Annotated in this window: 24 protein-coding genes; 13 read left to right on the top strand and 11 right to left on the bottom strand. The window is 33.9% G+C overall.

What is annotated here, in order from left to right; all coding sequences use genetic code 11:
* The first annotated feature begins 257 nt into the window (after nt 1-257).
* From hemB to BXU01_RS05860, 4 genes are all read left to right on the top strand, one after another.
* The gene (gene hemB / locus BXU01_RS05875; RefSeq protein WP_083692163.1) at nt 258-1250 is read left to right on the top strand and encodes a porphobilinogen synthase; all 993 of its coding nucleotides are present in this window, start codon (nt 258-260) and stop codon (nt 1248-1250) included.
* A gap of 37 nt (nt 1251-1287) precedes the next feature.
* Nucleotides 1288-2205, top strand: coding sequence for a hypothetical protein (locus BXU01_RS05870; protein WP_083692161.1), 918 nt, complete (start codon nt 1288-1290; stop codon nt 2203-2205).
* 13 nt (nt 2206-2218) lie between these two features.
* The gene (locus BXU01_RS05865; RefSeq protein ID WP_083692159.1) at nt 2219-2620 is read left to right on the top strand and encodes a c-type cytochrome; all 402 of its coding nucleotides are present in this window, start codon (nt 2219-2221) and stop codon (nt 2618-2620) included.
* A gap of 74 nt (nt 2621-2694) precedes the next feature.
* Entirely contained in the window at nt 2695-3144 is a 450-nt protein-coding gene (locus BXU01_RS05860) for a GyrI-like domain-containing protein (RefSeq protein ID WP_083692157.1), read from the top strand.
* A gap of 60 nt (nt 3145-3204) precedes the next feature.
* Here BXU01_RS05860 and BXU01_RS05855 read toward each other — a convergent pair whose 3' ends face one another.
* Nucleotides 3205-5265: a M13 family metallopeptidase gene (locus BXU01_RS05855; protein WP_083692155.1), complete on the bottom strand. Its 2061-nt coding sequence runs from the start codon at nt 5263-5265 to the stop codon at nt 3205-3207.
* A gap of 204 nt (nt 5266-5469) precedes the next feature.
* Complete coding sequence (locus BXU01_RS05850; RefSeq protein ID WP_083692152.1) at nt 5470-7530, bottom strand: M13 family metallopeptidase; 2061 nt, start codon at nt 7528-7530, stop codon at nt 5470-5472.
* Nucleotides 7531-7734: 204 nt separating this feature from the next.
* Here BXU01_RS05850 and BXU01_RS05845 point away from each other — a divergent pair, with 204 nt between their 5' ends.
* From BXU01_RS05845 to BXU01_RS05825, 5 genes are all read left to right on the top strand, one after another.
* Nucleotides 7735-8652, top strand: a complete 918-nt coding sequence (locus BXU01_RS05845) for a DMT family transporter (RefSeq protein ID WP_083692698.1) — start codon at nt 7735-7737, stop codon at nt 8650-8652.
* 101 nt (nt 8653-8753) lie between these two features.
* On the top strand, nt 8754-9419 hold the full coding sequence (locus BXU01_RS05840; RefSeq protein WP_083692150.1) for an SCO family protein: 666 nt from the start codon (nt 8754-8756) through the stop codon (nt 9417-9419).
* 104 nt (nt 9420-9523) lie between these two features.
* Entirely contained in the window at nt 9524-9763 is a 240-nt protein-coding gene (locus tag BXU01_RS05835) for a FeoA family protein (RefSeq protein WP_017495803.1), read from the top strand.
* The gene (gene feoB / locus BXU01_RS05830) at nt 9763-11862 is read left to right on the top strand and encodes a ferrous iron transport protein B (RefSeq protein ID WP_083692148.1); all 2100 of its coding nucleotides are present in this window, start codon (nt 9763-9765) and stop codon (nt 11860-11862) included. Before BXU01_RS05835 ends, feoB begins: the two co-directional genes overlap by 1 nt.
* A 6-nt stretch (nt 11863-11868) precedes the next feature.
* Nucleotides 11869-11991, top strand: a complete 123-nt coding sequence (locus BXU01_RS05825; RefSeq protein WP_083692145.1) for a FeoB-associated Cys-rich membrane protein — start codon at nt 11869-11871, stop codon at nt 11989-11991.
* 209 nt (nt 11992-12200) lie between these two features.
* On the opposite strand, the gene BXU01_RS05820 is transcribed toward BXU01_RS05825, so the two are convergent.
* The 3 genes from BXU01_RS05820 to BXU01_RS05810 form a co-directional block, all read right to left on the bottom strand.
* Nucleotides 12201-12854 (bottom strand): HD domain-containing protein, encoded by a 654-nt coding sequence (locus BXU01_RS05820; RefSeq protein ID WP_083692143.1) that lies wholly within the window; start codon nt 12852-12854, stop codon nt 12201-12203.
* A 225-nt stretch (nt 12855-13079) separates the two neighbouring features.
* Nucleotides 13080-14072, bottom strand: a complete 993-nt coding sequence (locus tag BXU01_RS05815) for an acyl-ACP desaturase (RefSeq protein ID WP_055094415.1) — start codon at nt 14070-14072, stop codon at nt 13080-13082.
* A gap of 51 nt (nt 14073-14123) precedes the next feature.
* Nucleotides 14124-14864, bottom strand: coding sequence for a 1-acyl-sn-glycerol-3-phosphate acyltransferase (locus BXU01_RS05810; protein WP_083692141.1), 741 nt, complete (start codon nt 14862-14864; stop codon nt 14124-14126).
* Nucleotides 14865-14989: 125 nt separating this feature from the next.
* Here BXU01_RS05810 and rnpA point away from each other — a divergent pair, with 125 nt between their 5' ends.
* The 4 genes from rnpA (at nt 14990) to BXU01_RS05790 (ending at nt 18744) form a co-directional block, all read left to right on the top strand.
* The gene (gene rnpA / locus BXU01_RS05805) at nt 14990-15394 is read left to right on the top strand and encodes a ribonuclease P protein component (RefSeq protein ID WP_083692139.1); all 405 of its coding nucleotides are present in this window, start codon (nt 14990-14992) and stop codon (nt 15392-15394) included.
* 81 nt (nt 15395-15475) lie between these two features.
* Entirely contained in the window at nt 15476-16294 is an 819-nt protein-coding gene (locus BXU01_RS05800) for a DUF4349 domain-containing protein (protein WP_083692137.1), read from the top strand.
* A 2-nt stretch (nt 16295-16296) separates the two neighbouring features.
* Nucleotides 16297-17934, top strand: coding sequence for a S41 family peptidase (locus BXU01_RS05795; RefSeq protein WP_083692135.1), 1638 nt, complete (start codon nt 16297-16299; stop codon nt 17932-17934).
* A gap of 3 nt (nt 17935-17937) precedes the next feature.
* On the top strand, nt 17938-18744 hold the full coding sequence (locus BXU01_RS05790; protein ID WP_083692133.1) for an OmpA family protein: 807 nt from the start codon (nt 17938-17940) through the stop codon (nt 18742-18744).
* A 162-nt stretch (nt 18745-18906) separates the two neighbouring features.
* Here the strand turns inward: BXU01_RS05790 and BXU01_RS05785 are convergent, their stop codons facing one another.
* The 6 genes from BXU01_RS05785 to BXU01_RS05760 all read right to left on the bottom strand — a co-directional run bounded on the left by BXU01_RS05785 (nt 18907) and on the right by BXU01_RS05760 (nt 25447).
* Entirely contained in the window at nt 18907-19353 is a 447-nt protein-coding gene (locus BXU01_RS05785) for a GNAT family N-acetyltransferase (RefSeq protein WP_083692131.1), read from the bottom strand.
* A gap of 104 nt (nt 19354-19457) precedes the next feature.
* On the bottom strand, nt 19458-20099 hold the full coding sequence (locus tag BXU01_RS05780) for a DUF1579 domain-containing protein (RefSeq protein ID WP_083692130.1): 642 nt from the start codon (nt 20097-20099) through the stop codon (nt 19458-19460).
* Between the two features lie 73 nt (nt 20100-20172).
* A complete protein-coding gene (locus BXU01_RS05775; protein WP_083692129.1) occupies nt 20173-21141 on the bottom strand; it encodes a DUF4837 family protein in 969 nt (322 codons plus the stop codon).
* Between the two features lie 47 nt (nt 21142-21188).
* Complete coding sequence (locus BXU01_RS05770; protein WP_083692128.1) at nt 21189-23027, bottom strand: LysM peptidoglycan-binding domain-containing protein; 1839 nt, start codon at nt 23025-23027, stop codon at nt 21189-21191.
* Nucleotides 23028-23137: 110 nt separating this feature from the next.
* Nucleotides 23138-24325, bottom strand: a complete 1188-nt coding sequence (pgk, locus tag BXU01_RS05765) for a phosphoglycerate kinase (protein WP_083692127.1) — start codon at nt 24323-24325, stop codon at nt 23138-23140.
* A 147-nt stretch (nt 24326-24472) separates the two neighbouring features.
* Nucleotides 24473-25447 carry a type IX secretion system membrane protein PorP/SprF gene (locus BXU01_RS05760; protein ID WP_165689763.1) on the bottom strand — a complete coding sequence of 325 codons (975 nt, stop codon included), beginning with the start codon at nt 25445-25447 and terminating at the stop codon, nt 24473-24475.
* Between the last annotated feature and the right edge of the window lie 15 nt (nt 25448-25462).

The following is a 25462-nucleotide window of genomic DNA, read 5'->3' as shown; positions in this document are numbered from 1 at the left end:
AACAACTTCCATTTCTAGGTTTTAAGAATTAAACGGAAACAAAAAAATAGCAAAATTTTAGATAATATTAACGGATTCTACCGTACCCTAATCTCCTTATTCTGTTGATTTTTCTTTAACTTTGCACTGCTTCACAAAAAGCATTATAATCTTCAAAAAAATAAAAAATAACTCCACTTTTAGCATTAAAGATTACCAATCTGCTTTCGAATAAATCAGATTAAAATCTGAAATCTAAAATCTAAATCCTAAATTATATGTTCCCATTACAAAGAAACCGCCGTTTAAGAACTAATGAATCTATTCGCTCTTTAGTTCGTGAAACAAGTTTGAGTCCACAAGATTTTATGCTTCCAATGTTTGTTGCTGAAGGAAAAGACGTCAAAGTTGCTATTCCGTCAATGCCGGGAATTTACCGTCATTCGTTAGACAATACCATAAAAGAAGTAAAGGAAGCGTGGGATTTAGGAATCAAAGCGGTTAATATTTATGTAAAAGTAAGCGATAATCTAAAAGACAATAAAGGTGTTGAAGCCTGGAATAAAGATGGTTTGATGCAACAAACGATCCGTGCGATCAAAGATGCTGTTCCGGAAATGATTGTTATGCCGGATGTAGCATTAGATCCTTATTCGATTTATGGTCATGACGGAATTATAGAAAATGGTCAATTAATCAACGACGCTACTGTAGATGCTTTGACCAGAATGAGTTTGAGTCATGCTGAAGCTGGAGCTGATTTTGTTGCACCAAGTGATATGATGGATGGACGTGTTTTAGCAATTAGAAAAGCACTGGAAGAAAACGGACATCATAATGTGGGAATCATGAGTTATAGTGCAAAATATGCTTCGGCATTTTACGGACCATTTCGTGATGCTCTGGATTCTGCTCCTGTAGATTCTCAAAATATCCCTAAAGATAAAAAGACCTATCAAATGGATTATGCTAATCGAATTGAAGGAATTCGTGAGGCATTATTAGATGTTGAAGAAGGTGCAGATATTGTTATGGTAAAACCCGGAATTGCTTATTTAGACATTGTTCGTGAGATAAAAGATACCGTTCATGTACCGGTTGCCGTATACCAAGTATCTGGTGAGTACGCGATGGTAAAGGCCGCAGCAGAAAGAGGATGGTTAGATCACGATAAAATTATGATAGAGCAACTTTATTGCATTAAGCGTGCAGGTGCCAGTATTATCTCTACTTATTTTGCAAAAGAAGCTGCAATTCTTTTAAACAAGTAATATAAATTAAAAGCTACTTTAGCCGAAAATATAACTTATGAAAAAAGTATTACTTGGACTTGCCATGATCGTTTCTTTAACAGCAATTGGTCAGGATATTAAAATTAAAAAAGATAAAATCAGTATCGACGGAACTGAAGTCGCGATTTTAGATAAAGAAAAATTATCGTATAAGATTCTTTCATTAGACAACAGACCTATTTTTTCTATCGAAAGAAAAGCTAATACCCTCCTTGATGGTTCAATGGTTTATTGGTCTCTTCTTACTGATTTAAGCAATAATAAAACAAATGAAATTGTTGATTATGGTACAGATCAGGGTTTAAGCTTTCAAAGAGCGATTATTGCCAGTGTTTGCAATGAAAAATACAAATTTATCAGCGCATCCGGTTTAGATGAAAAAGGCGTTTTAGAATTCATTAACGGAACACCAACTAACATTACAAAAGTTTTTGATGATGCAAATCAAAAAACAATTGACCAGTTAAAAACAGAAAATGATGCAATGGTTGCCCTAAGAATAAAAGTTGAGAATGGAAATATCCTTCAAAAACAGGAAGTTCTTAAAGATGGCCAGCTTGTTATGGATTATGTTGTAATAGGAGAAGTTAAAAAAAGCAATATAACTTTTATGCCTAATTTTCCGCCTAGTCTGGTTTATACTGTAAACTCATTATATTCTGAAAAAGACAATAACAGCAGAGTTCAAAACCGAGTTAAAGTATTGGGTGCCTGGTATGCTACAAAAACAGGATATCAAAACCCAAATACCAATAAAAATATCAGGGACGAAATAATTACCTGGGATAACAAATACTATAATTTAAGAGGAACTCTTACTGATACCGAGAAAATTAATCTTTCGTTTTATGGTAATGAAGATAAAGATCTTCTTTCAAAACAAATTGTAGCCAAACTTCTTTATAATGGCTATAAGTTTGAAGCAATGAAATAAAATTAAATCTATAATGAAAAAACTATTATTCTTATTTGCTGTTTTAGCTTTAGCTTCTTGTAAAAAAGAAGCAACAGAAAATACTGTTCAGGAACCTGTAGACAACTATTCAGAAGGACATTCGGCAGAAGCCAAAACTCCGGAAGCTTTAGGAAAACAAATTTTTGAAGGACAAGGAAACTGTTTTTCCTGTCATCAGGCTGATCAAACAGTAATTGGCCCAAGTATTCAGGAAATTGCCAAAATCTACAAAGACAAAAAAGGAGACATTACTACTTTCTTAAAAGGAAATGCTGAACCAATTGTAGATCCAAGTCAGTTTGCGGTTATGAAAACCAATTTTCCTGTGACTCAGGCAATGTCTGACGAAGAATTGAAAGCGATTGAGGCTTATATTTACAGTCATTTAAAGTAGTATTTACCATTTCTGCTGACATACTGTTGTCATTGCATGGTTTTACATTTACAGCTTAACAAAAATGACGTAAAATGATAATTCAAAAATTCAATGTAATTGGTATTTCAGTAAGAACTACAAATGAAAATGGTACTTCAGCAAAAGACATTCCAGTGCTTTGGAACAAATTTATGAGTGAAGAAATTCAGCATAAGATTCCGGGCAAAGTTTCGCAAGATCTATTTTGTATTTATACAGATTACGAAAAAGATCATACCAAACCTTACACTACTATTTTGGGCTGTAAGGTTGAAAGCTTAGACTTTATACCTGAAAACATGATTGGAATAACAATTGAATCCGCACATTACGAACAATTGATTGCCAAAGGAAATCTAGCCGAAGGAATTGTGTTTAACAAGTGGCTGGAAATCTGGAACTCAGATTTAGATCGAAGTTTTACTGCAGATTTTGAGGTTTATGGAGAGAAAACCCAGAATCCTAAAAATGCAGAAGTTGCAATTTATATTGCCATTCAATAACATACATAAACAAAAACGGCGCTAAAATTAGCGCCGTTTTTTATTTTATGATTGGATTGATTACCATATTTTAACTCTTTTTTCTGGTTCTACATACATCTTATCGCCTTTCTTAATACCAAAAGCCTGATAAAAAGTATCTAAATTCTGAATTGGCACAACAGCTCTGTACATTCCAGGTGAATGCGGATCTGTTTTAACCTGGCTTTTTATGGCTTCGTCTCTTGATTTAGTTCTCCAAACTGTCGCCCAGGAAATAAAGAAACGCTGTTCTGGTGTAAATCCGTCAATTAACCCCGGATTACCATGTTGTTTCAAATACAATTGCAAACCATCATAAGCTGCATTCGTTCCACCTAAATCTCCAATGTTTTCACCTAATGTAAATTTACCATCTACGTGAATTCCAGGAAGTGGTTCTAAAGCGCTGTATTGTGCAGCAAGTTCACCGCCAAGAGCAGTAAATTGTTTTAAGTCTTCAGGAGTCCACCAGTCAACTAAATTTCCATCAGCGTTGTAACGTGCACCAGAATCATCAAATCCATGAGAAATCTCGTGACCAATTACAGCTCCAATTCCACCATAATTAACGGCTTCATCAGCTTGGTAATTGTAGAAAGGCGGCTGTAGAATTGCTGCAGGAAAAACAATCTCGTTATAAGATGGATTAAAATATGCATTTACAGTTTGTGGCGACATTCCCCATTCTGTTTTATCAACCGGTTTGCCTAATTTGGCTAAATTTTCGGCATAAGACCATTTTGATATATTTCTCATATTATCAAAATAAGTTCCGCCTTCGTTAACATTTTTAAGTTCTAAAGCTGAATAATCTTTCCACTTGTCCGGATATCCAATTTTTACGGTAAGTTTCTTTAGTTTTTCAATCGCTTTAACCTTAGTTTCCTTAGACATCCAAGGCAAAGCATTAATTCTGTTTTCATAAGCTAACATAACATTGTTGATCATGTCTTTAGCTTTTGTTTTTGCTTCTGAAGGAAATAATTTCTCTACATAAAGTTTTCCTAAAGCTTCACCTGTTGCTCCGTTGATTACCTGAAGTGCTACTTCTTCACGCGGACGTTGCTTTAAAGCTCCTGTTAACGTTTTTCCGTAGAAATCGAAATTAGCGTTTTCAATATCAGTACTTAAAGTAGCTGCGGTTTTATTTAATAAAGACCATTTCAGGTATTCTTTCCAGGCTTCTACTTTCTTATCTGTCAAGGTTTTTTCTAGAGCAATCATATAACGCGGCTGCGCTACGTTTACTGTATCTAGTTTTGACATCCCGATTCCGGTGAAATATTTCTCCCATTGAATTGAAGGTGTATTCTTTTTTAAGTCAGCAACAGCTGTTGGATTATATTGTTTTCTACGATCTCTGCGCTCAACACGGTCTAATCTTGGCGCTGATAATTCAACTTCTAAAGCCACGATTTGTTTGGCGCTTTCTTTAGCTTTTGCAGGAGATTCTCCAATATATTGCATCATTCTTGCAATATGCACTTCATATTTTTCACGTTTTTCCTTAGAGTCTTTATCATCTGCGTTGTAATAATCTTTATCAGATAATCCTAAACCTCCGGGAACAAGGCTAACAGAATTTTTATTACTGTCTTTTGCATCAGCTGAAACATACACACTAAAGAAACCAATACTTCCCTGAGACTGCATTTCGATAAAGAAATTTTGTAAATCTGTTACGTTTTTAATCGCATCGATCTTCTTTAAATAAGGCTGAAGTGGTTTGATGCCGCTTTTATTACGACCAACAGTATCCATAATTGTATTAAACAAAGCAATTGCTTTACCCTGATCTGTATTCGATTTGTACTTAGGATCTTTTGAAGCTTCTTTTAAGATTGCAAGTGCATCATTATCTGTCTTTTGACGTAATTCGTTGAAACTTCCCCATGAATTTCTATCACTTGGTATTTCAGTTTTATCCAGCCAGGCTCCGTTTACGTAACGGAAGAAATCTTGTCCCGGACTAACTTTTGTATCCATGTTAGAAAGATTAATACCTGGTTCTTTCTTTTTTGCATCCTGAGCGTTTACTGCAGTAATAGTAATCATTGCAGAAACAACACAAAACATAGGTTTTCGTAGTTGTTTAATCATTTTAATTTATAGTTTTTAGTATATACACAAACATATTGCAATTATTTCAAACTCTATGTTAAATTTGCCAAATAATTGATTTTGAAAAACCTCGTTCATTTTTTGTTCAGAATTTGACTAAAAAAACAACAGAACAAACAATTGCAGGATAATTTTAAACAAAAAACGACGCTGAATCAGCGCCGTTTTTATAGTATTTATATATTACCAGATTTTAACTCTTTTAGCTGGATCAATATACATTTTATCTCCTTTTTTAATCCCGAAAGCATCATAAAAAGCATCTACGTTCTGAATTGGCACAACAGCTCTGTACATTCCAGGAGAATGCGGATCTGTTTTTACCTGATTTTTAAGGGCTTCATCTCTGGTTTTTGTTCTCCATACGGTTGCCCATGAAATAAAGAAACGCTGTTCTGGCGTAAAGCCGTCTATTAATCCAGGATTTCCATGTGCTTTTAGATACAATTGCAAACCATCATAAGCTGCATTAATACCACCTAAGTCACCAATATTTTCACCTAGTGTAAATTTACCATCTACATGAATTCCCGGCAACGGCTCTAATGCGCTATATTGATCTGCTAAAGCAGTACCAAGTGCCGTAAATTGTTTTAAGTCTTCCGGTGTCCACCAGTCTACTAAATTTCCTTCGGCATTATAACGTGCTCCGGAATCATCAAAACCATGAGAAATTTCATGACCAATTACAGCTCCAATTCCGCCATAATTTACAGCTTCATCCGCTTGATAATTATAAAACGGAGGTTGCAAAATTGCTGCTGGAAATACAATTTCGTTGTATGATGGATTATAATACGCATTTACAGTTTGTGGTGACATTCCCCACTCTGTTTTATCAACTGGTTTTTTTAGTTTTTCGATTCCTTTTTTAAAGTTCCATTTAGAAAGATTACGCTCATTTTCGAAATAACTTCCACCATCGGCTACACTTTTAATTTCAAGGGCAGAGTAATCTTTCCATTTATCCGGATAACCAACTTTTATGGTGATCTTGTTTAACTTTTCATTCGCTTTTACTTTTGTAGCTGCAGACATCCAGGTTAAATTATTGATACGGTTTTGATAAGCCAAAATAACATTATGAATCATATCAACTGCTTTCGCCTTTGCTTCGGCAGGAAATACTTTTTCTACATATAGTTTACCAAGTGCTTCACCAATACTGTTATTTACAACTTGTAATGCTTTTTCTTCTCGTGGTAATTGTTTTATTGCACCTCTTAAAGTCTTGCTGTAAAAATCAAAACTGGCAGTTTCAACATCTGTAGATAATGTCGTAGAAACTGTGTTTAGTAAATCCCATTTCAAATATTCTTTCCAGAGTGCTACTTTGTTTTCAGTAAAAACAGTTTGCAGAGCTTTCATATATTTAGGCTCCATAACTATTACAGTATCTAAGTTTGCCAAACCAATACCTGCAAAATAAGCATCCCACTTAATAGCCGGCGTTAATTTTTGAAGTTGGGCAATTGTCATTGGATTGTATTGCAAACGGCTGTCTCTGCTTTCAACACGGTTTAATCTTGGTTTAGACAATTCTGTTTCTAAAGCCAGGATTCCGGTTGCATTTTGTTTTGCTTTCTCAGGAGATTCTCCAATAATCTGAAGCATCTTTGCTAAATGCAATTCATATTTTGCTTTCTTTTCTTTAGAGTCTTTATCTTCAGATGTGTAATAATCTTTATCAGGCAATCCTAATCTGCTTACGCCAAGATATACAGAGTTTTTAGAACTGTTTTTTTCATCAGCACCAATATATATCCCAAAAAAGCCAGAACCTCCTTCAGGCTCCATCTCTACCAAATATTTTTGAAGATCAGCAATGTTTTTGATTGCATCAATCTTTTTAAAATAAGGTTCTAAAGGTTTTATTCCCGCTTTATTTCTACCCACTGTATCTAAAATCGTAGAGAATAAGTTAATTGCTTTTCCCTGATCTGTATCTGATTTATATTTTGGATTTTTAGATGCTTCTTTCAGGATAGACATTGCATCTTTATCTGTTTTCTTAATCAGTTCATTAAAACTTCCCCATGTTGTACGATCACTTGGAATTTCAGTCTGATCAAGCCAGGTTCCGTTTACATATTTAAAAAAATCCTGACTTGGACTAATTTTGCTATTCATGTATGAAACGTTAATACCCGGTTCTTTTGAAGCTGCATTTTGGGCTTTGACAGCCGTCAATGAAACCGTTACAAAAAAGGCGCAGAATAAAGGTCTGCAAATGTGTTTTTTCATTTATATTTAATTTTGTGGTCTTTATACAAACGTATTCCTAATATTTGAAACGCTATGTTAAAATTTTTGAAATAATCGCAAAAAAGCGATTTCTTCTAACATCATTAATAGATATCATCGAATATTTTCATGTATTTATTACCGGTTTATATCTGAATATTAGAATTGTTTTTGGAATATTTGTTACAAAGAATTTCAATAAAAGTGAGAACAAAAATTCAGAATGCCGTTTCAGGAAAAATTAATGCCATCGGATTACCTATTTTGGCTTTGTGCTGGGTAAGTTTCTTTTGGGGAACTACGTGGTTAGCTTCAAAAGAAGGTGTGAGACATATGCCCGGTTTGCAATTAGCGAATATTCGTCAGCTTTTGGGTGGAGTTCTTTATGTAGGATATTTTATTTTTAAAAAACAACCCTGGCCAAAAGGCAAACAATGGCGTACAATTATTGTTTTAAGTATTTTAAATTTTGCTTTGAGTAACGGATTAAGTACTTGGGGCGTAAAATATATGAGCAGCGGTTTGGGAGCGATTATTAGTGCACTTTTTCCTATTTGGATTATCATAATCAACTTTTTTAATGGTAAGAAAATTGCAAAAATGGCTTTGCTTGGAATTCTTATTAGTTTTGGAGGGATTTGTATTATTTTCATTGATTATATCGCCGATTTTCTAAAACCTGAATTTCAATTCGGAATTATTTTAATGACTGCTTCTACAATTACGTGGGCTTTTGGAATATTGGAAACTAAAAAACATGCCGTAAATTTTAATCCCTATTTTAGTTTAGGATTGCAAATGCTAATCTCGAGTGTATTACTGTTTGGAATCACAGAAGCTTCCGGAATTAATATTCCGCTTAGCGAAATACCTTTGGCTTCGTGGTGGTCAATTGGTTATTTGGTAATCATTGGTTCTGTTCTAACTTTTATTGCTTTTATATATTCCCTTCAAAATCTTCCAACAGAAATAAGCAGCATTTATGTTTACATCAACCCAATCGTGGCTATGGTTTTAGGCTCTTTTATTTTTGATGAGGTTTTAACGCAGGCAATTGTTATTGGTGCTGTCGTAACTTTAGCTGGATTGTATCTGGTCAATAAATCTATTCGAAAAAGATAAGGAGTATTTTTTGCCTTTTCTTAATCTGTTACATTGTTAAAAACCAAACCCAATTAGCATTTTAAAATACCCTTTTTGTACTTTTGCAGCAAATTATTTTTATGAAATCGTTTCTTTACAAATACCGCAAATTCTTTATTGTTCTTATTGTATTTTCGGCTGTTACTATATCCTTATTTTATTCGGCTTTAAAGCCACAAAAAACATTACCAATTTACAATCCTGCTGATGTAAACCCTGAATTGGTTGATAGTACGATTCAATATAAAAGTAAATACCATACAATTGCTGATTTTAAGTTTGTTAACCAAAACGGAGATACGATTACTCAAAAGAACTATGAAGGTAAAATTTATGTAGCCGACTTTTTCTTCACGACTTGTGGATCTATTTGCCCAAAAATGACGACAAATTTAGAAGATGTTCAAAAAGCAGTTTTAAATAATCCGAAAGTAATGTTGCTTTCTCATACTGTTTTTCCTGAAGTTGACAGCATTCCGGTTTTAAAAGCATATGCTATAAAACATAATGTTGTGGATAGTAAATGGAATCTGGTTACAGGAGATAAAAAAGAAATCTATACAATGGCCAGAAAATCTTACCTGGCGGTTAAACTAGGCAGACCAGATCAATTGTATGATATGGTACATACAGAGAATTTTGTTTTGGTAGATCAAAAACGTCGCGTTCGCGGTTTTTATGACGGAACAAATAAAGAGGAAATCAAACGTCTTTTAGAAGACATCAATTTCTTGTGCCAGGAGTAAAATCCCTTATTTTTAGAAACATTTAGCATTTACAAAAGTGTTAAATACCTTGAAATAAAGAATAATTGCCTACTTTTGCAATCTAAATTCAATCTAAATAAGCTTTGCAAAATACTATCCACACTCTAAAAAAAGGCGAGAAAGCCATTATCAAAGATTTTGATATCGATCTTATTCCTCTAAAATTATTAGAAATGGGTTGTTTGCCAGGCAACTTAGTCGAATTACTTCAAATTGCTCCTTTTGGAGATCCATTATATTTAGATATTAATGGTTCGCATGTTGCCATTCGTGTTGAAACTGCTCGTGAAATTGAAGTTGAACTTATCAAAACCAACTTATAATGAGCATTCAAAATATCAATGTTGCCCTTATTGGGAATCCAAATACTGGAAAAACTTCTGTTTTTAATCAGCTTACAGGTTTAAATCAACAAGTGGGGAATTATCCCGGAATTACGGTTGAGAAAAAAATCGGGTTCTGTAAATTGCCGCACAACATCAAAGCCAACATTCTTGATTTACCCGGAACTTATAGCCTGAACGCAAGTTCTATGGACGAAAGTGTGGTGATTGAGCTTTTGCTGAATAAAAATGACAAATTATACCCTGATGTTGCAGTTGTAGTTACAGATGTTGAAAACCTGAAACGAAACCTGCTGATTTACACTCAAATAAAGGACCTTGAAATTCCAACGATTTTAGTGATTAATATGTCAGATCGTATGGAAAGCAAAGGAATAACTTTGGATATTCCGTATTTAGAAGAAAAACTAAAAACAAAAATTGCTTTAGTAAGTTCACGAAAAGGTTTGGGAATTGATGAATTGAAAGAATTAATTGTTTCTTATAAAACGATTCCACACGAACCTTGCCTTAATGCTTCCGTTATTGACGAAGACTATTTTGAGAGTTTGCAAAAAGCATTTCCAAATCAATTATTGTATAAGTTGTGGCTTGTAATTACGCAGGATGTTAACTTTTTGAATTTAGACCGAAATGAAATCAGAAGTACTTTTACAAAATCACATTCAGAATTAAAGCGTTTACAGCAAAAAGAAACGATAAAACGTTATCAATTTATAAATGATGTTCTTAAGGAAGGTTTAAAAATTGATGCGACTAATGCCAAAGATTTTAGAGCTAAACTTGATCGTGTTTTAACGCACAAAGTTTGGGGTTATGTGATTTTCTTAGCGATATTATTTTTGATTTTCCAATCGATTTTCAGTTGGTCAACTATCCCGATGGATTTCATTGACAGCACTTTTGCTTCTTTAAGCAGTTGGGTTGCTCAGGAATTACCAAGCGGAATTCTTACTGATTTACTTTCGCAGGGAATTGTACCGGGAATTGGCGGTGTTATTATTTTTATTCCTCAAATTGCCTTTCTATTCTTGTTTATTTCTATTCTTGAAGAAAGCGGTTATATGAGTCGCGTGGTCTTTTTGATGGATAAAATCATGCGTAAGTTTGGTCTTTCCGGAAAAAGTGTCGTGCCTTTGATTTCAGGAACTGCCTGTGCGATTCCGGCAATTATGGCAACCAGAAATATCGAAAACTGGAAAGAACGTTTGATTACAATTCTCGTAACTCCGTTTACCACTTGTTCTGCAAGGTTACCGGTTTATACGATTATCATTTCATTGGTTATTCCGGAGGAACGCTTGTTTGGATTTCTAAATGTGCAAGGTTTGGCTTTGATGTTGTTGTATTTATTAGGTTTTGGAACTGCAATTTTATCGGCTTATATCTTAAATAAAATATTAAAAATAAGTGCTAAAACGTATTTCGTTGTCGAAATGCCAAGTTATAAATTGCCTCTTTTCAAGAACGTTGCGATTAATGTTGTTGAAAAAACAAAAGCTTTCGTTGTTGGAGCGGGTAAAATTATTTTAGCCATATCTGTTATTTTATGGTTCCTGGCTTCTTTTGGTCCTGGAGAAAACTTTAATGAAGCAGAAACTATTGTAAAAGAACGATTTGTAGACAAACCTCTAACCGAATTAGAATTCGAAAATGAAGTTGCTTCCCAAAAACTGGAAAACTCTTATATTGGAATCATGGGAAGAGTAATCGAACCTGCGATTGCGCCATTAGGTTATGACTGGAAAATAGGAATTGCGATTATCAGTTCATTTGCTGCGCGTGAGGTTTTCGTAGGAACTCTTGCTACTATTTATAGTGTAGGAAGCAGTGATAACGAAGCGACTATAAAAAGCAAAATGCAGGAAGAAATTAATCCGGAAACGGGTAAGAAGATCTTTAATTTTGCTTCTGGAATCTCCTTATTGTTGTTTTATGCTTTTGCAATGCAATGTGCCAGTACGCTTGCCATTACTAAAAAAGAAACGAATTCATGGAAATGGCCTGCAATGCAGCTATTCCTGATGAGTGGTCTTGCTTATTTTGTAGCGCTTTTTGCGTATCAACTTTTAAAATAAACAATCATGGTACAAGAAATTATTGCCTTTGTCATTTTATTTATCGCCGTTGGTTTTTTGGTTAGAAAATTCCTTTGGAAATCTAAAAAGAAAAAAGATTGCGGCGACGGTAATTGCGGGTGTTCTTAGAAGAAGGTTCTAACTTACTAAGGAACTAAGACACTGAGGTTTTTAGAAAGGCTTCGACTTCGCTCAGCCTGACAAAGCAAACAGCTTTTCATTTTACAGATATCAATTATAAAACATAAAAAAAATGGCTTCAATATGAAGCCATTTTTTATTACTGAAAACTGAAAACTGAAAACTGAGACTGAGACTCAAAACTGAGACTCAAAAACTTATTTAACCCCTTCCCACTCTGCATAAAACTGAGCAAGGAACAATTCCATGAAACGATGTCTTTCGGCGGCGATTTGTTTTCCGGTTTCGGTATTCATTTTATCTTTTAAGAGTAAAAGCTTTTCGTAGAAATGATTTATCGTTGGTGCATTATTCTTTTTATATTCTTCTTTGGTCATATTCGTTATTGGAGCAATTTCAGGATTATGAAGGGTTCTGTTTTTAAAACCTCCATAATTAAACGCTCTTGCTACTCCAATCGCCCCTATTGCATCTAAACGATCCGCATCCTGAACGATATCCAATTCTATAGACTTGAACTTCTTTTCGAAATTTCCACCTTTATATGAGATGTTTTCGATAATATTCACGACATGCTGAATAATATTTTCTGAAACACTTTCGGATTCTAAAAATAAACGAGCCGTTTTGGGTCCGATAGTTTCGTCTCCGTTATGAAATTTACTGTCGGCAATATCGTGAAGCAAAGCTCCTAATTGCACTACAATCAAATCACATTCTGTTCCTTTTGCGATTAAAAGTGCGTTTTTGTAAACTCGTTCGATATGAAACCAATCGTGTCCGCCTTCGGCATCATTTAGTTTTTCTTTTACAAAAGCGATTGTTTTGTTTATTAATTCAGGATTATTCATAGTTGTGTTTTTGAATTGAGAAATGGCAAGCGGATGACACAGATTAAGCAGATTAACGCTGATTCGTTTATTTGATACTTTTTAAATAAAAAATGTTGATTGTCAAAGTTTTGAAGCTTCAACAATCAACAATATGTTTTAAATGTCAATATCAAATATTAATTGCGAAATCAATTTTAAATCTATCCCGAGGCTTCGGGACTAAAATCTGCAATCTAAAATTATTTAAAGTCTCGCTGGTTCAACCCATTTAAAGATATGTGATTCTTGCGGAATTACTAATCTCTCTGAGATTCTTGCCATACGAGCCGGTAATTTCATTAAGTAATCACGTGCTTTTTCAGCTTCATCTGTTAAATTAGAAATTTTATCAATTTCCCATTTATCGATTAATTTTTGCATGATATCTACATAATCGTTTGCGGTGTAAACTCCAATACGTTGTGCAGAATCAGAAAATTGTTCAAAAGCAGAACTGATCTTTTGACCTGATTCTCTTAAAAAGTGTGCCGGCATAACGATTTTTTGTTTCATCATGTATTGAAACGCCAACATCATTTCGCTTGGATCAACTGCAAAAATACGAGTAACAAATTCGCTGTAAGCGTGATGATGACGCATTTCGTCACCAGCAATCATTTTACACATTTTAGACAACTTGTTATCACCAAATTTTTTCGCCATTTGAGCTACTCTGTTGTGTGATACATATGTTGCTAATTCCTGGAAACTCGTATATACAAAGTTTTTGTATGGGTCAGATCCAGTTCCAATATCAAAACCGTCGTTGATTAAATGCTGTGTTGTCATTTCGATTTCACGCATGTTTACACGACCGGACAAATACAAGTATTTATTTAGCAAATCACCGTGGCGGTTTTCTTCTCCGGTCCATTGTCTGATCCATTTAGACCAGCCATTTCCACCGTTTTCTATTTGATTTATTCCCTCTACATCCATTAACCATGATTCATATGTTGGCAAAGCTTCTTCAGTGATTGTATCACCTACAAGGGTTACCCAGAAATCATATGGTAATTCTTTAGCAATTTCACGTAACTCTTTTACCTCCTCAAAGAAATTTTCTCCTTCAGAATTAGGCAAAAAGTCTGACGGCTGCCAAATTTTTTCCACTGGAATTAAATACTGTTCAACGAAGCTATCCACGTTTTTTTCTAAAAACTGCATTACTTCTAATCTAATGTTTTTTATAGACATTACTTATTTTAGATTTGGGATTTTCATTTCAGATTATTCTGAATCAAAAATCTATTTATACTCGTTTACTCCTTCTACAACTGCTTTCTCTGTCATCGCCATTAAATCAGCAAAGTTATAGTCTTTTACGGCCAAAGCCTTATGTGCTGTAAAGGTAAGGCGATTTCCTAAACCTACAGGAAAAAAACCATATTTTACCATTTTCCATGAATTGTTGATACTCACTGGTACTATATACGCAGAAGGTGCATATTTACATAGAATTTTTAAACCATTTTGAGCGAATTCTTTAGGTTTTCCTGTTTTGCTACGCGTTCCTTCAGGAAAAATAACAGCAGATCTATTGTATTTCTCAATATATTCAGACAATCCTTTGATGGCAGGAATGGCTTGTTTTGGGTCTTTACGGTCGATTAGCACTGATCCTCCGTGGCGTAAATTATATGATACACTCGGGATTCCGCTTCCTAACTCCTTCTTACTTACAAATTTACAATGAAAACGTCTAAAATACCAAATCATTGCGATAATATCGTACATGCTTTGGTGGTTTGAAACAAAAATAATTGGAACTCCGGTTGGAATCGTTTCTCTGTTTTCGATTTTATACGTTGTTCCTACAAGATTTGTGCATCTTAAAAGGCAAAAATTTAAATAATCGACACTTTTTTTATGAGCCTGATAGCCAAAAACATTTAGGCAAATCCATTGTATTGGATGAAATACAAGCAAACACAAACTAAAAATGATATAGTATATGACAGATACTGGATAGGAAATTATTTTTTGCATGCTTAAAAAATTAATGCCCAAAAGTAATAAATAAATTTTTAGCCGTATAAAAATTGAAAACAATAACCGTTTTTCTGGTTTAATTGTACCTTTGCCTATAAAATTGCAAATTTTTTCTGAATTAAATGAACTTCACTTACCCCAAAAATGAACGCTTAAAGAGCAAAACGACAATAGGTTTACTGTTTTCTGAAGGAAAATCGGTTTCTAAATATCCATTGCGTTTAGTTTACCGTGAAGCGGAAGTTGATGCAGATGAAAAAATAAAAATGGGTGTTTCTGTCTCTAAAAAATACTTTAAAAAAGCAGTTGACCGCAATTATTTCAAACGCGTTTTGAGAGAAACGTACCGATTGAACAAACATTTGCTTTTAGACAATATCCAGCAACCGTATTCTTTGATGTTTTTTTATCAGACGAAAGACAAATTATCATACGAAGAAATCAATACCAAAACGATTCAGTTGTTTGAGAAATTTCTTTTGCAGGTAAACAAACCTATTGATTCTGAAAATAAAACGGAGTTGTAATGTTTCAATCATAACTTTATTTATCAAATTAGACCAACGCTTATAAAAAAATTGTAGTTTTAGATTTAATTTGAAATAGATATGAAATATATTTCCATTTTATTCTTTGTTCTTTTTAGCTTTACGGGTTGTGGTAAAAACGAAGAGCCAATTGCTGAGATGGCAGTTAGTGCCATTAAACTTGCTGCAAAAAACGAATCTGCTCCCAGTTCAGATGTACAAGCTGAGCCTGCTTCTCCTCAAATTCCACAAAAAATTATCAAAGAAGCTTCTCTTCGATTTGAAACTAATGATTTAGAAGAAACTTTTAAGCAAATTCAAACTGCAATTGTTACAAATAAAGCTACGATTGAAAATGATTCTGAAGGAAAAGATTATAACAACATTTATAGAAATCTAACCATTCGTGTTCCAAGTGAGAATTTTGATGCTTTTATAAATTCTGTTTCAAAAGGTGTTTCTTATTTTGAAAGAAAAGATATTTCGGCTCAAAATGTAACCGAACGATATATTGACCTAACCACAAGACTAAATAACAAACGTAAACTCGAAGCCCGTTACTTAGAAATATTACAAAAAGCGACAAAAATTAGCGAGATTTTAGAAATTGAAAAGCAAATTTCAGCCATTCGCGAAGAAATTGAAGCTAAAGAAGGGCAACTAAAATACCTGGAAAGTCGTGTATCAGAAAGTACTGTTACAATCGAATTCTACAAAACCATTGCTCAAAAAGAAGGGGTAAAAACTTCGTACGGATCAAAAATCTGGACTGCCCTTCAATCGGGATTTTATAGCCTTTCAGAATTTTTAATATCGATCATTAGCCTTTGGCCATTTATTATACTATTTTGCGTATTCGCCTATTTTATTAGAAAAAGATTTAAAAGAAAAAAACTATAATCATGTATCCTTATTTCAAAAAGAAATTCATCATACCAACTGTTGCGGCAGGATTTTTATTTATTGGAACCAGTTTCAAAGACGACTTTTTTGAAATTGCCAAGCAAATCGAAATCTTCACCACATTATTCAAAGCTGTTAATACGAATTATGTCGACGAAACCAATCCTGGTGACTTGATGGATAAAGCGATTAAAAGCATGTTGGGAAGTTTAGATCCTTATACTGTTTATTTTAACGAACAGGATGTTGTGAACTTTAAAATTAACAATACGGGAGAATATACGGGAATTGGCGCTTTGATCTCCAGAAAAAAAGATCGTTTAATTGTTCGCGAACCTTATAAAAATTATCCTGCTGATAAAGCGGGACTAAAAGCGGGCGATGAAATTATCCAGATTGGTGATGTTTTGATTGCTGATTTTAAAGATGATGCTTCGCAATTGCTAAAAGGAACCAAGAATACTAAAATCCAGATTAAATATCTACGTCAGGGAAAAACATTTACAACTGAATTAGTTTTGGATGAAGTGGATATTAAATCAGTTCCGTTCTACGGAAAGATAGATGATAAAACGGGTTATATCGTTCTGGCACATTTTAGCCGAAAAGCTTCAAATGAAGTAAAAGAAGCCCTGGAAAAACTAAAAGCAGACGGTGCTACGCAAATCGTGCTTGATTTAAGAGGAAATCCGGGTGGTTTGCTAAATGAAGCCATTGATATTTGTAATTTATTTGTTCCTAAAAATGAAGTTATTGTAACTACAAAATCAAGAATCGAAAAGCACAACAACACCTACAAAACGACAAAAGAACCTATTGATACTCAAATTCCGTTGGCGATTTTGGTAAACGGACGAAGTGCTTCTGCCTCTGAAATTGTTTCGGGAGCTTTGCAGGATTTAGATCGCGCGGTGGTTTTGGGAAGCCGTAGTTTTGGAAAAGGTTTGGTACAGCGTTCTGTTGATTTAACTTACGGAACTCAGCTAAAAGTAACAATTTCACGTTATTATACGCCTTCCGGCCGTTGCATTCAGGCTTTAGATTATGCACATAAGGATAAAAATGGCGTTGCTCAAAAAACGGATGCTAAAAACTTTAATGCTTTTAAAACCAGAAAAGGAAGAACGGTTTATGATGGCGGTGGCGTTTTGCCGGATATAGAATTAGACGAAGCTAAAATGAGCCCGATTACGACTGCGTTATTAAAAAATGACGGAATCTTTGATTATGCAACAACCTATTATTACAAGAACCCGAATCTGGGAGATAAAATCCCAACGGTTTCAGATGCTGATTATACCAGTTTCAAACAATATTTAAAAGCAAACAAAATTAGTTTTGACACGGAAACTGAAGTGGCTTTGAAGAACACTTTGGCTGCAGCCAAAAATGAAAAAATTGATGAAACGATAGCTCCGGAATACCAACAATTATTGGCAGCTCTCGAAAAAAGCGAAACAACTTTGCTGGATAAAAACCAAAAGGAAATTAGAAACCTGATTCAGGAAGAACTGATTAAGAGATATCAATATCAGGAGGGATTATATCAATATTATATTAGGAACAATTCAGAGATTAAGAAAGCGGTAAGCGTTTTAAATAATCAAACTGAATATAAAACGATTTTAAAGATGTAAAAAATGAAACTTTGTAGCGCCTTTTTTCTGTTTATTCTTTACAATTTATCGGCACAGCAAAACACCATTGAAACCATTTATTTCGAATTTGATAAATTCGATCTTACGCCCAGACAAACCGAAGTTGTAACTTGTTTTATTAAAGATATTGACAGCTCAAAAGTAGAGTCAATAGAAATTTATGGATATTGTGATGATCGCGGGAATGACGAATACAATTTCCGCTTATCAAATAATCGTGCCAAAACTATTCAGAAGCTATTAGTTTTGGCCGGGTTTAATAATCAGACTAAAATTATAATTATTGAAGGAAAAGGACGCGTCAGGATTAAAGCTGACACGGTTGAAAATCTTCATGAAACCCGTTCCAGAAATCGTAGGGTCGATTTGATTGTTGTCAAGAAAAGCAACCTGGGGAAGGGAATTCACAATTCGTTTAGCAATAAAATTAAAGTTGGCGATAAAGTTTTCTTAGAAAACATTCTATTTAATCTGGGAAGTTCAAAACTTACTTTTACATCTAAAAAAGAACTGGACAAAGTTGTCGCAATTTTAGAAAAACAAAAGAACATTAATTTCGAAATAAGAGGTCACGTTTGTTGCACTCCTCAAATATATAGTGACGGAATTGATAGGGACACAAAAGAAAGAAAGCTTTCCTGGAACCGTGCAAAAACCGTTTTTAATTATCTGAGTTCTAAAAAAGTTTCTAAAAACCGCATGACTTATCGAGGCTGTGGTAATCAATATCCGTTGGGAAAAGGCGATGCTCTTGATCGTCGCGTAGAGTTTTTAATTACCAAATTATAGCTTTCTGACTTAAAGTTAAACTCTAAGAAAAACTAGTATTCGATTGTTTTTAAATGTATTATAATTTAAAAACCTAAAATTTAAAATTATCGCAATATTGTAACATTAAAATTCACCCTGATCATTTTCAGATTTATAAATTTTTGAAATCCTCTTAAAAAATTATTCTTTTATCATCTCAATATGTGGGATATCATCTTCAAGATACATTTCGCTGGTTTGGACAAATCCGTGACTTTCATAAAATTTCTTCAGGTACAATTGAGCGCCAATAGTTATTTTATCTTTATTGAAATTTGATTTTATTCCTGCGATGGCTTCACGCATTAAATCATGTCCCCATTTTTTGTCACGATAATTGGCGTCAACTGTTACTCTGCCAATCGAGGTATTATCAAAGCTTATTCCTGCATCGAATATACGTGCATAAGCTACAATTTTATCATCGTACTCTCCAATTAGGTGCAAGGCTTTCTTATCTTTTCCGTCAAGGTCTAAATAAACGCAATTTTGCTCGACTACAAAGATCTCACTTCTTAGTTTGAGCAAATCATATAGTTCATGAACTGTTAATGCCTCAAAAGGCTTTATTTTCCATTTTAATTCCATTGTGTTGTATATTCAATTTTAATAGGGTTAGGCAAAATTACATTAAATAAAAATCCTGACTACAAACTGCAATCAGGATTTATACTTTTTAATGCACTAAAAACTTATTTTTTCTTCATTATGATTTCCATGCTTTTATATTCATTACCATTTTTTACGTCAAACATTTCCATTTTACGCGTTTGCGGGTCTACAATGGTATAAATTTCACGGAAGGGCGTTTTTTTCTGACTTACAGGATTTACCACATCTCCTTTCAGTTCCATACTTTTTGTTTTATCATCATATGTACCGGTTGCAACCATCATTCCTGTTCCCATGTTGTCGATAAAAGTTGTAGTATATTCTTTGCTGGCATTATTATAGGCAAGGGTACTTTTTCCTTCAAATGGCTGTCCCATTATTTTTCCCTCATAATTGGTTTCCTGATAACGTCCGCCAAGAATCATTTTGACATTTGCCGTAGAACTTGATTTTTCGGGTTTTCCATTTGGTTCATACCAGAAAGTCATGTCGCAATTCCAGGTTCCTACTTCATCTGTCATTAGTTTGTGCGGTTCACCGGGTTTGGCATATTCTTGCCAGGCTTTCATTTCTGTTGCTGAATCTACCGGTTGTTCGGCAATTGGTTCTGTGGTCGAAATGCTGTCTTTAGCATTTACGGTTCCAACTTCTGTTTTTACTTCTTTCTTACAGGAAGCAAAAAACAGTAGTAACATTACTAATACTGTGATTAAATTTTTCATAAGCCTTTGTTTTAATGTTTGTTACAAAACAAAAATAAGAAAAATATTAGTTAATTGTGTTCTGATTTGATTCTTAACGTTTATCGATTTTAACTGACTTTATAATTGCTTCTAAATCGAACATTAAATCTCGTTCCTGATTTGAGGGCGAATAACAGAATCCTTCAATAACCAAAATCCTGTTGTACATTTCATCTACTATTGCATAATTGATAAAAGGTCCTGACATAAAATCATTTTTAAGCTCCCATGTTCCTTTGGTCTCATAAGCATTTTTGTCGTCTAAGGTTGTTGCAGAAAAATATGGTGCATAAGCTTCGCCGGTAATCATTCTGGTATTGGGTTCACGTCCTTTGATGTAACTTCCAATAGAATCACGCATTCTGATAATATTGGTTACCATGTTTGAGTTCTTTTTAAAACTACGTAAAGGTATCTGGTAAATAAGTAAGCTCGTATTGCCGCTGATTATATCTTTTTTTAACCAAATGAAATTCTTTTTGTGCAACATGTATTCATATCCTGTTGGAATTTGTAAATCGATATGAAATTTGTTTTTTATAACAGCAGGGTTTAGAAGTGATTTGCTGTTATCTTCCTGGATTTTTTTTATTTCGGCATCGCGAATAATCTTAATAATTTGTGATGAATTAAGTTCGATACTGCAAATAATATCATCTACAGATTTACCGTAAATGCGAAACGTATTATGGGGCAAGGCTTTGCTGTGATAGATTTCGAATTTATCTGTAACTGCTTTTTTGACTACAATTATACTGCGGCTGTCGGTAACAAAGCCTTCAAGTAAACGAGCGGGATATTGATTTATGGTAAATAACGGTTCTTCCTGGGTAAGACCTAAAACCGGTGAGGCAAATTTATTACGGATACTGTCGCCTACTTCTCCATACCATAACTGATCGTCTATAATAATAGAGATCGAATTGGTTTTTCCGGATACTGGTTGGGACTGCTTTTCATTCCTGAAACATGAAATGAGTACAAATGGAATTAGCAGCAATAAAAAATGGGTTTTATTCATTTTCTTAATTTATGAAATAAAACCCAAATTTATGTAAGATTTTTTTACTATCCGTTTATTTTAAGTTTCATTCCGGGTTTAATATCTCCGTCTTTTATATTATTCCATTTTTTAATATCTGAAATCGTAACTCCAGGATATTTTTTTGAAATACTATATAACGAATCTCCTTTTTTAACGTAATAGTCTTCTCCAAGATCTTTGGTTGAAGTTGCTTTTTTCTTGAATGAATCAATCGAAGAATTTGAAGCTATTGCTGTGTTTACAGCATTTTCATCAATAATTTCAGGTGTTGTTTTAGAAACTAAAAGTGTTTTACCTAAACCAATATTATTTGAAGTTAAACTATTTAATTCTTTTAACTCCGCAATAGTCGTACCGAATTTTTTAGCAATGCTGCCTAAATTATCTCCGGCTACTACAACATATTCTTGTGATTGTGTATTGTTTTTATCCTTATCGTCTGCAGCAGCAATTGCTTCTTCAGATCTTTTCTCTACTGCAAGTGTTGCTTTTATTTCTTTTGGATTTTTAATAATCGGATCAACATCTGATTTAATCTTTAGACTTTTTCCAAGTGCAACGGCATTAGATTTAAGGTTGTTCCATTTCTTTAAGTCGATAATGTTTACGTTATATTTTGCAGCAATGGCTCCTAAATTATCTCCTTTTTGAACTTTATACCATTTAACATCTGTGTCGATCGTTTTCTCCAGTTTTGCTTTTGCTTTTGGCGTTACTTTCAAAGCCAATTTTGCGGGCATGGTTTTATTTAGCGACTGATACGCTACGTAATCATAAATTTTATTTTCGTTTGAAACAAATGTTGCGATTTTATCTTTTGGCAAACGCAAATAATGTGGTTCGTTTTGATAAAAAGGTACTACGTTTAATTTATACGAAGGGTTTAAAAGTTGTATTTGAGATTGAGGCATGTCTAACAAATCAGCGATTTGTTTGAATGACATTTGGTTTTTGATCTGAACTGTATCAGTTTCGAAGTTTTTAACTACGGCTCTTTGCGGATTGATTCCGTGTTCTTTATGATATTCAAAAAGATACATTGTAGCTAAAAAAGCGGGTACATAACCTTGGGTTTCTTTAGGAAGATGGTTACGAATGTCCCAGTATTTTGTTTTTCCGCCAGAACGACGAATTGCTTTGGTAACATTTCCCGGACCTGAGTTGTATGAAGCTAAAACAAGTTCCCAGTCGCCAAAAATGCTGAACATTTTAGTCATGTATTCTGAACATGCAGCTGTTGCTTTAAGCGGATCACTGCGTTCATCGATATAGGAATCTATTTTAAGGGCATATTGTTTCCCGGTTCCGTACATGAATTGCCAAAGTCCTGTGGCACCCATTTTAGAAACTGCTTTAGGATTTAAAGCAGATTCTACAACGGCTAAATATTTAATTTCTAATGGGACGTTTTGTTTTGCAAAGGCGTCTTCAAAAATTGGGAAATAATATTCTGATAAAGACATTAATCGTGAAAACGATTTTTTACGATTTTTAAGAAATGACTTTATTATGTTTTCTAAACCTTGATTGTATTCAATGTCAAAAGGTGATTTCTCATTCATTGCCTGAAGACGCTGTTTAAGCAATTCTGTTGGCAGTTCTTCATCTACAGTAACATCTGTGTTGATGGTTTGAATGTCTTTCGTGAGATCATCGTAAATATCCAGACTTACTAATTCGTTCATCCAGAGACTATCAACGCGAGTTGCCATCTCGTCTCTTTTAAAAGAATTTTTAACAGAATCTAAATACGATATCTTTACAATTGGCTTAATCTCTACATCTGTCTTTGCAACATCTTGTGCAAACATCGAAATTGAAAAAAAAGCAGAAACAACTATTGATATTTTTTTTACAATCATATAACATTTTTTTAAAATTCTATAAATCAAACTATTATAGAAACCTTACTTTTGCAAACTTAACCAGTTTATGGATGTAAATTATGTAAAAAAATGTTAATTGTGATATTTTAGTCTAAAATCGCAGCGATTCCAGGTAAAACTTTTCCTTCTAACATTTCTAGCATAGCCCCGCCACCAGTGGAAACATAGCTCATTTTGTCTTCGAAACCAAATTGTTTTACGGCGGCAACTGAATCTCCGCCTCCAACTAATGAAAATGCTCCATTTTCTGTTGCTTCAGCAATATAATCACCTAAAGCAATTGTTCCTTTTGCAAATGATTCCATTTCAAAAACTCCTAATGGACCGTTCCATAAAATAGTTTTTGACTCTAAAATTACTTTTTTGAAGTTTTCTAAAGATTTAGGACCTGCATCAAGACCTTGCCATCCGTCAGGAATTTCTGTTACGTTAACCACTTTTGTATTTGCCGTGTTTGAGAAATCATCTGCAGCAATTACGTCAACCGGAATATGGATCTGAACTCCTTTTTCTTTGGCTAATCTTAAAATTTCAAGTGCTAATTCTTGTTTGTCATCTTCGCAAATAGAATCTCCAATTTTACCACCTTGTGCTTTAATGAATGTAAAAGTCATTCCGCCGCCAATGATCATGTGATCTACTTTGTCTAAGATATTTTCGATAACAGTGATTTTAGACGATACTTTTGATCCTCCAAGAACTGCTGTTACTGGTTTTTCGCTATTTTTAAGTACTTTGTTTAAGCTTTCTATTTCTTTAGCCAACAATGTTCCGAAACATTTTTCTGTTGGAAAAAATTGTGCAATAATTGTTGTTGAAGCGTGCGCTCTGTGTGCAGTTCCAAAAGCATCATTTACATAGATGTCCCCAAGTGAAGCTAATTCTTTTGCAAAAGCAACATCTCCAGCTTCTTCTTCGGCATGAAAACGTAAATTTTCAAGTAATAAAACTTCTCCTGGTTTTAAATCTTTTGCTGCAGCCTGAGCTACTTCTCCAACACAATTTTCAGCAAATTTAACCTCAACTCCTAAAATTTCTGAAGCTGTTTTTAAAATATGTTTTAACGAATATTTTTCTTCAACACCTTTTGGTCTTCCTAAATGCGACATTAAAATTACGCTTCCGCCTTGTGCTAAAATAGCATCAATTGTTGGTTTTGCAGCTTCGATACGTGTAGCATCAGTTACATTAAAATTTTCATCCAGTGGTACATTAAAGTCAACACGGATAATTGCTTTTTTATTTTTAAAATCGAAATCGTTTAAAGTTTTCATTAGATAATTTTTTAGTTTTTTTGAAAGAAAAACAAATATAGAACTTTTAAAGTATCAATAAATATAAAAATAACCTATCTACAATAACGAAAACGTTATAAGTTAAGAAAAAAAACAAATTAGGTATTAAATTGTTGAAAATGCTCTTTAATCGTGAACCGGACTTTGTGTACAAGGACAGTTACTGATCGATTGTAAGAAATCGAAACCAATAGTTATCGAGTGTGTACCTGTGTTATAGTTACCCAAATCGTTGAACATTACCTGGTATGAATATCCAAAATAGAATTTAGATTTCATGAAACCTACCATTGGCCCAACTGATAATGGTTTAGGAAACTGGTCGTTTAGGAAACGGTATGAAACTCCTATCCAATAATAATCTTCGTAACGATTGTAACGTCTGTATTTGAAGTTGAAATCGGTTGTAGAACGTTTATCGCTGGCAAAATATTGGTAGTAAACAGACGGTTCATATTCGATACGGCTGTTTTCTCCGTCTTTAAAAACGTATCCTGAATATACCTGATAGTTTGAAAGTAAACTAGGTTCTACTCCTCTGTATTTATCGGTATTTTTCTTTAAAACGTTGTTGGCGTTAAAACTTACATAGAAACTTTTATTACGGTACAAAGCACTAATATCAAAGTTACTATTTGCATTATAACGATTGTCTGTAACTCCCGGATCAATAAAAGGCTGATTGGGCGTACTAGTAAATTCATCTGTATCAATACGGAAAGTATTGATGTTATAGGAAAGTCCAAAAGACAGATATTGCTTAGAATAGTAATCTAAAATGATGTGATGCGCAAATGAAATTTTAGCTCCTGTTTGACGCGTATAACCATTTTTATCATTATAAACATTAATACCAACTCCGGAACGATCCAGTACTCTAAAATCAGCATAAACCGATTGGTTATCTGGCGCATCTTTAATCCCCACCCATTGTGTAAGACCGTTTGCCCTAATTCTAAGGTTATCCCCAATACCGGCAAAGGCTGGTGAGATAACAAAGGGGTTGTCCGCCAAATATTGTGTAAAAACTGGTAGGTTTAACTCTTGGCTGTAACTTGTTGTTACAGCCATGAGTACTAAAGATAAAATAAACTTTTTCATTGTAATAATTTTTTT

The organism is [Flexibacter] sp. ATCC 35103, from assembly GCF_001975985.1.
Classification (GTDB): domain Bacteria; phylum Bacteroidota; class Bacteroidia; order Flavobacteriales; family Flavobacteriaceae; genus Flavobacterium.
This window is presented reverse-complemented; position numbering and strand designations above follow the sequence as displayed.

What these genes read in the sequence shown, in the direction of transcription:
- hemB (WP_083692163.1), top strand. Translation starts at nt 258, where the DNA reads ATGTTCCCATTACAAAGAAACCGCCGTTTAAGAACTAATGAATCTATT.
- BXU01_RS05870 (WP_083692161.1), top strand. Translation starts at nt 1,288, where the DNA reads ATGAAAAAAGTATTACTTGGACTTGCCATGATCGTTTCTTTAACAGCA.
- BXU01_RS05865 (WP_083692159.1), top strand. Translation starts at nt 2,219, where the DNA reads ATGAAAAAACTATTATTCTTATTTGCTGTTTTAGCTTTAGCTTCTTGT.
- BXU01_RS05860 (WP_083692157.1), top strand. Translation starts at nt 2,695, where the DNA reads ATGATAATTCAAAAATTCAATGTAATTGGTATTTCAGTAAGAACTACA.
- BXU01_RS05855 (WP_083692155.1), bottom strand. Translation starts at nt 5,265, where the DNA reads ATGATTAAACAACTACGAAAACCTATGTTTTGTGTTGTTTCTGCAATG.
- BXU01_RS05850 (WP_083692152.1), bottom strand. Translation starts at nt 7,530, where the DNA reads ATGAAAAAACACATTTGCAGACCTTTATTCTGCGCCTTTTTTGTAACG.
- BXU01_RS05840 (WP_083692150.1), top strand. Translation starts at nt 8,754, where the DNA reads ATGAAATCGTTTCTTTACAAATACCGCAAATTCTTTATTGTTCTTATT.
- feoB (WP_083692148.1), top strand. Translation starts at nt 9,763, where the DNA reads ATGAGCATTCAAAATATCAATGTTGCCCTTATTGGGAATCCAAATACT.
- BXU01_RS05825 (WP_083692145.1), top strand. Translation starts at nt 11,869, where the DNA reads ATGGTACAAGAAATTATTGCCTTTGTCATTTTATTTATCGCCGTTGGT.
- BXU01_RS05820 (WP_083692143.1), bottom strand. Translation starts at nt 12,854, where the DNA reads ATGAATAATCCTGAATTAATAAACAAAACAATCGCTTTTGTAAAAGAA.
- BXU01_RS05815 (WP_055094415.1), bottom strand. Translation starts at nt 14,072, where the DNA reads ATGTCTATAAAAAACATTAGATTAGAAGTAATGCAGTTTTTAGAAAAA.
- BXU01_RS05810 (WP_083692141.1), bottom strand. Translation starts at nt 14,864, where the DNA reads ATGCAAAAAATAATTTCCTATCCAGTATCTGTCATATACTATATCATT.
- rnpA (WP_083692139.1), top strand. Translation starts at nt 14,990, where the DNA reads ATGAACTTCACTTACCCCAAAAATGAACGCTTAAAGAGCAAAACGACA.
- BXU01_RS05800 (WP_083692137.1), top strand. Translation starts at nt 15,476, where the DNA reads ATGAAATATATTTCCATTTTATTCTTTGTTCTTTTTAGCTTTACGGGT.
- BXU01_RS05795 (WP_083692135.1), top strand. Translation starts at nt 16,297, where the DNA reads ATGTATCCTTATTTCAAAAAGAAATTCATCATACCAACTGTTGCGGCA.
- BXU01_RS05790 (WP_083692133.1), top strand. Translation starts at nt 17,938, where the DNA reads ATGAAACTTTGTAGCGCCTTTTTTCTGTTTATTCTTTACAATTTATCG.
- BXU01_RS05785 (WP_083692131.1), bottom strand. Translation starts at nt 19,353, where the DNA reads ATGGAATTAAAATGGAAAATAAAGCCTTTTGAGGCATTAACAGTTCAT.
- BXU01_RS05780 (WP_083692130.1), bottom strand. Translation starts at nt 20,099, where the DNA reads ATGAAAAATTTAATCACAGTATTAGTAATGTTACTACTGTTTTTTGCT.
- BXU01_RS05775 (WP_083692129.1), bottom strand. Translation starts at nt 21,141, where the DNA reads ATGAATAAAACCCATTTTTTATTGCTGCTAATTCCATTTGTACTCATT.
- BXU01_RS05770 (WP_083692128.1), bottom strand. Translation starts at nt 23,027, where the DNA reads ATGATTGTAAAAAAAATATCAATAGTTGTTTCTGCTTTTTTTTCAATT.
- pgk (WP_083692127.1), bottom strand. Translation starts at nt 24,325, where the DNA reads ATGAAAACTTTAAACGATTTCGATTTTAAAAATAAAAAAGCAATTATC.
- BXU01_RS05760 (WP_165689763.1), bottom strand. Translation starts at nt 25,447, where the DNA reads ATGAAAAAGTTTATTTTATCTTTAGTACTCATGGCTGTAACAACAAGT.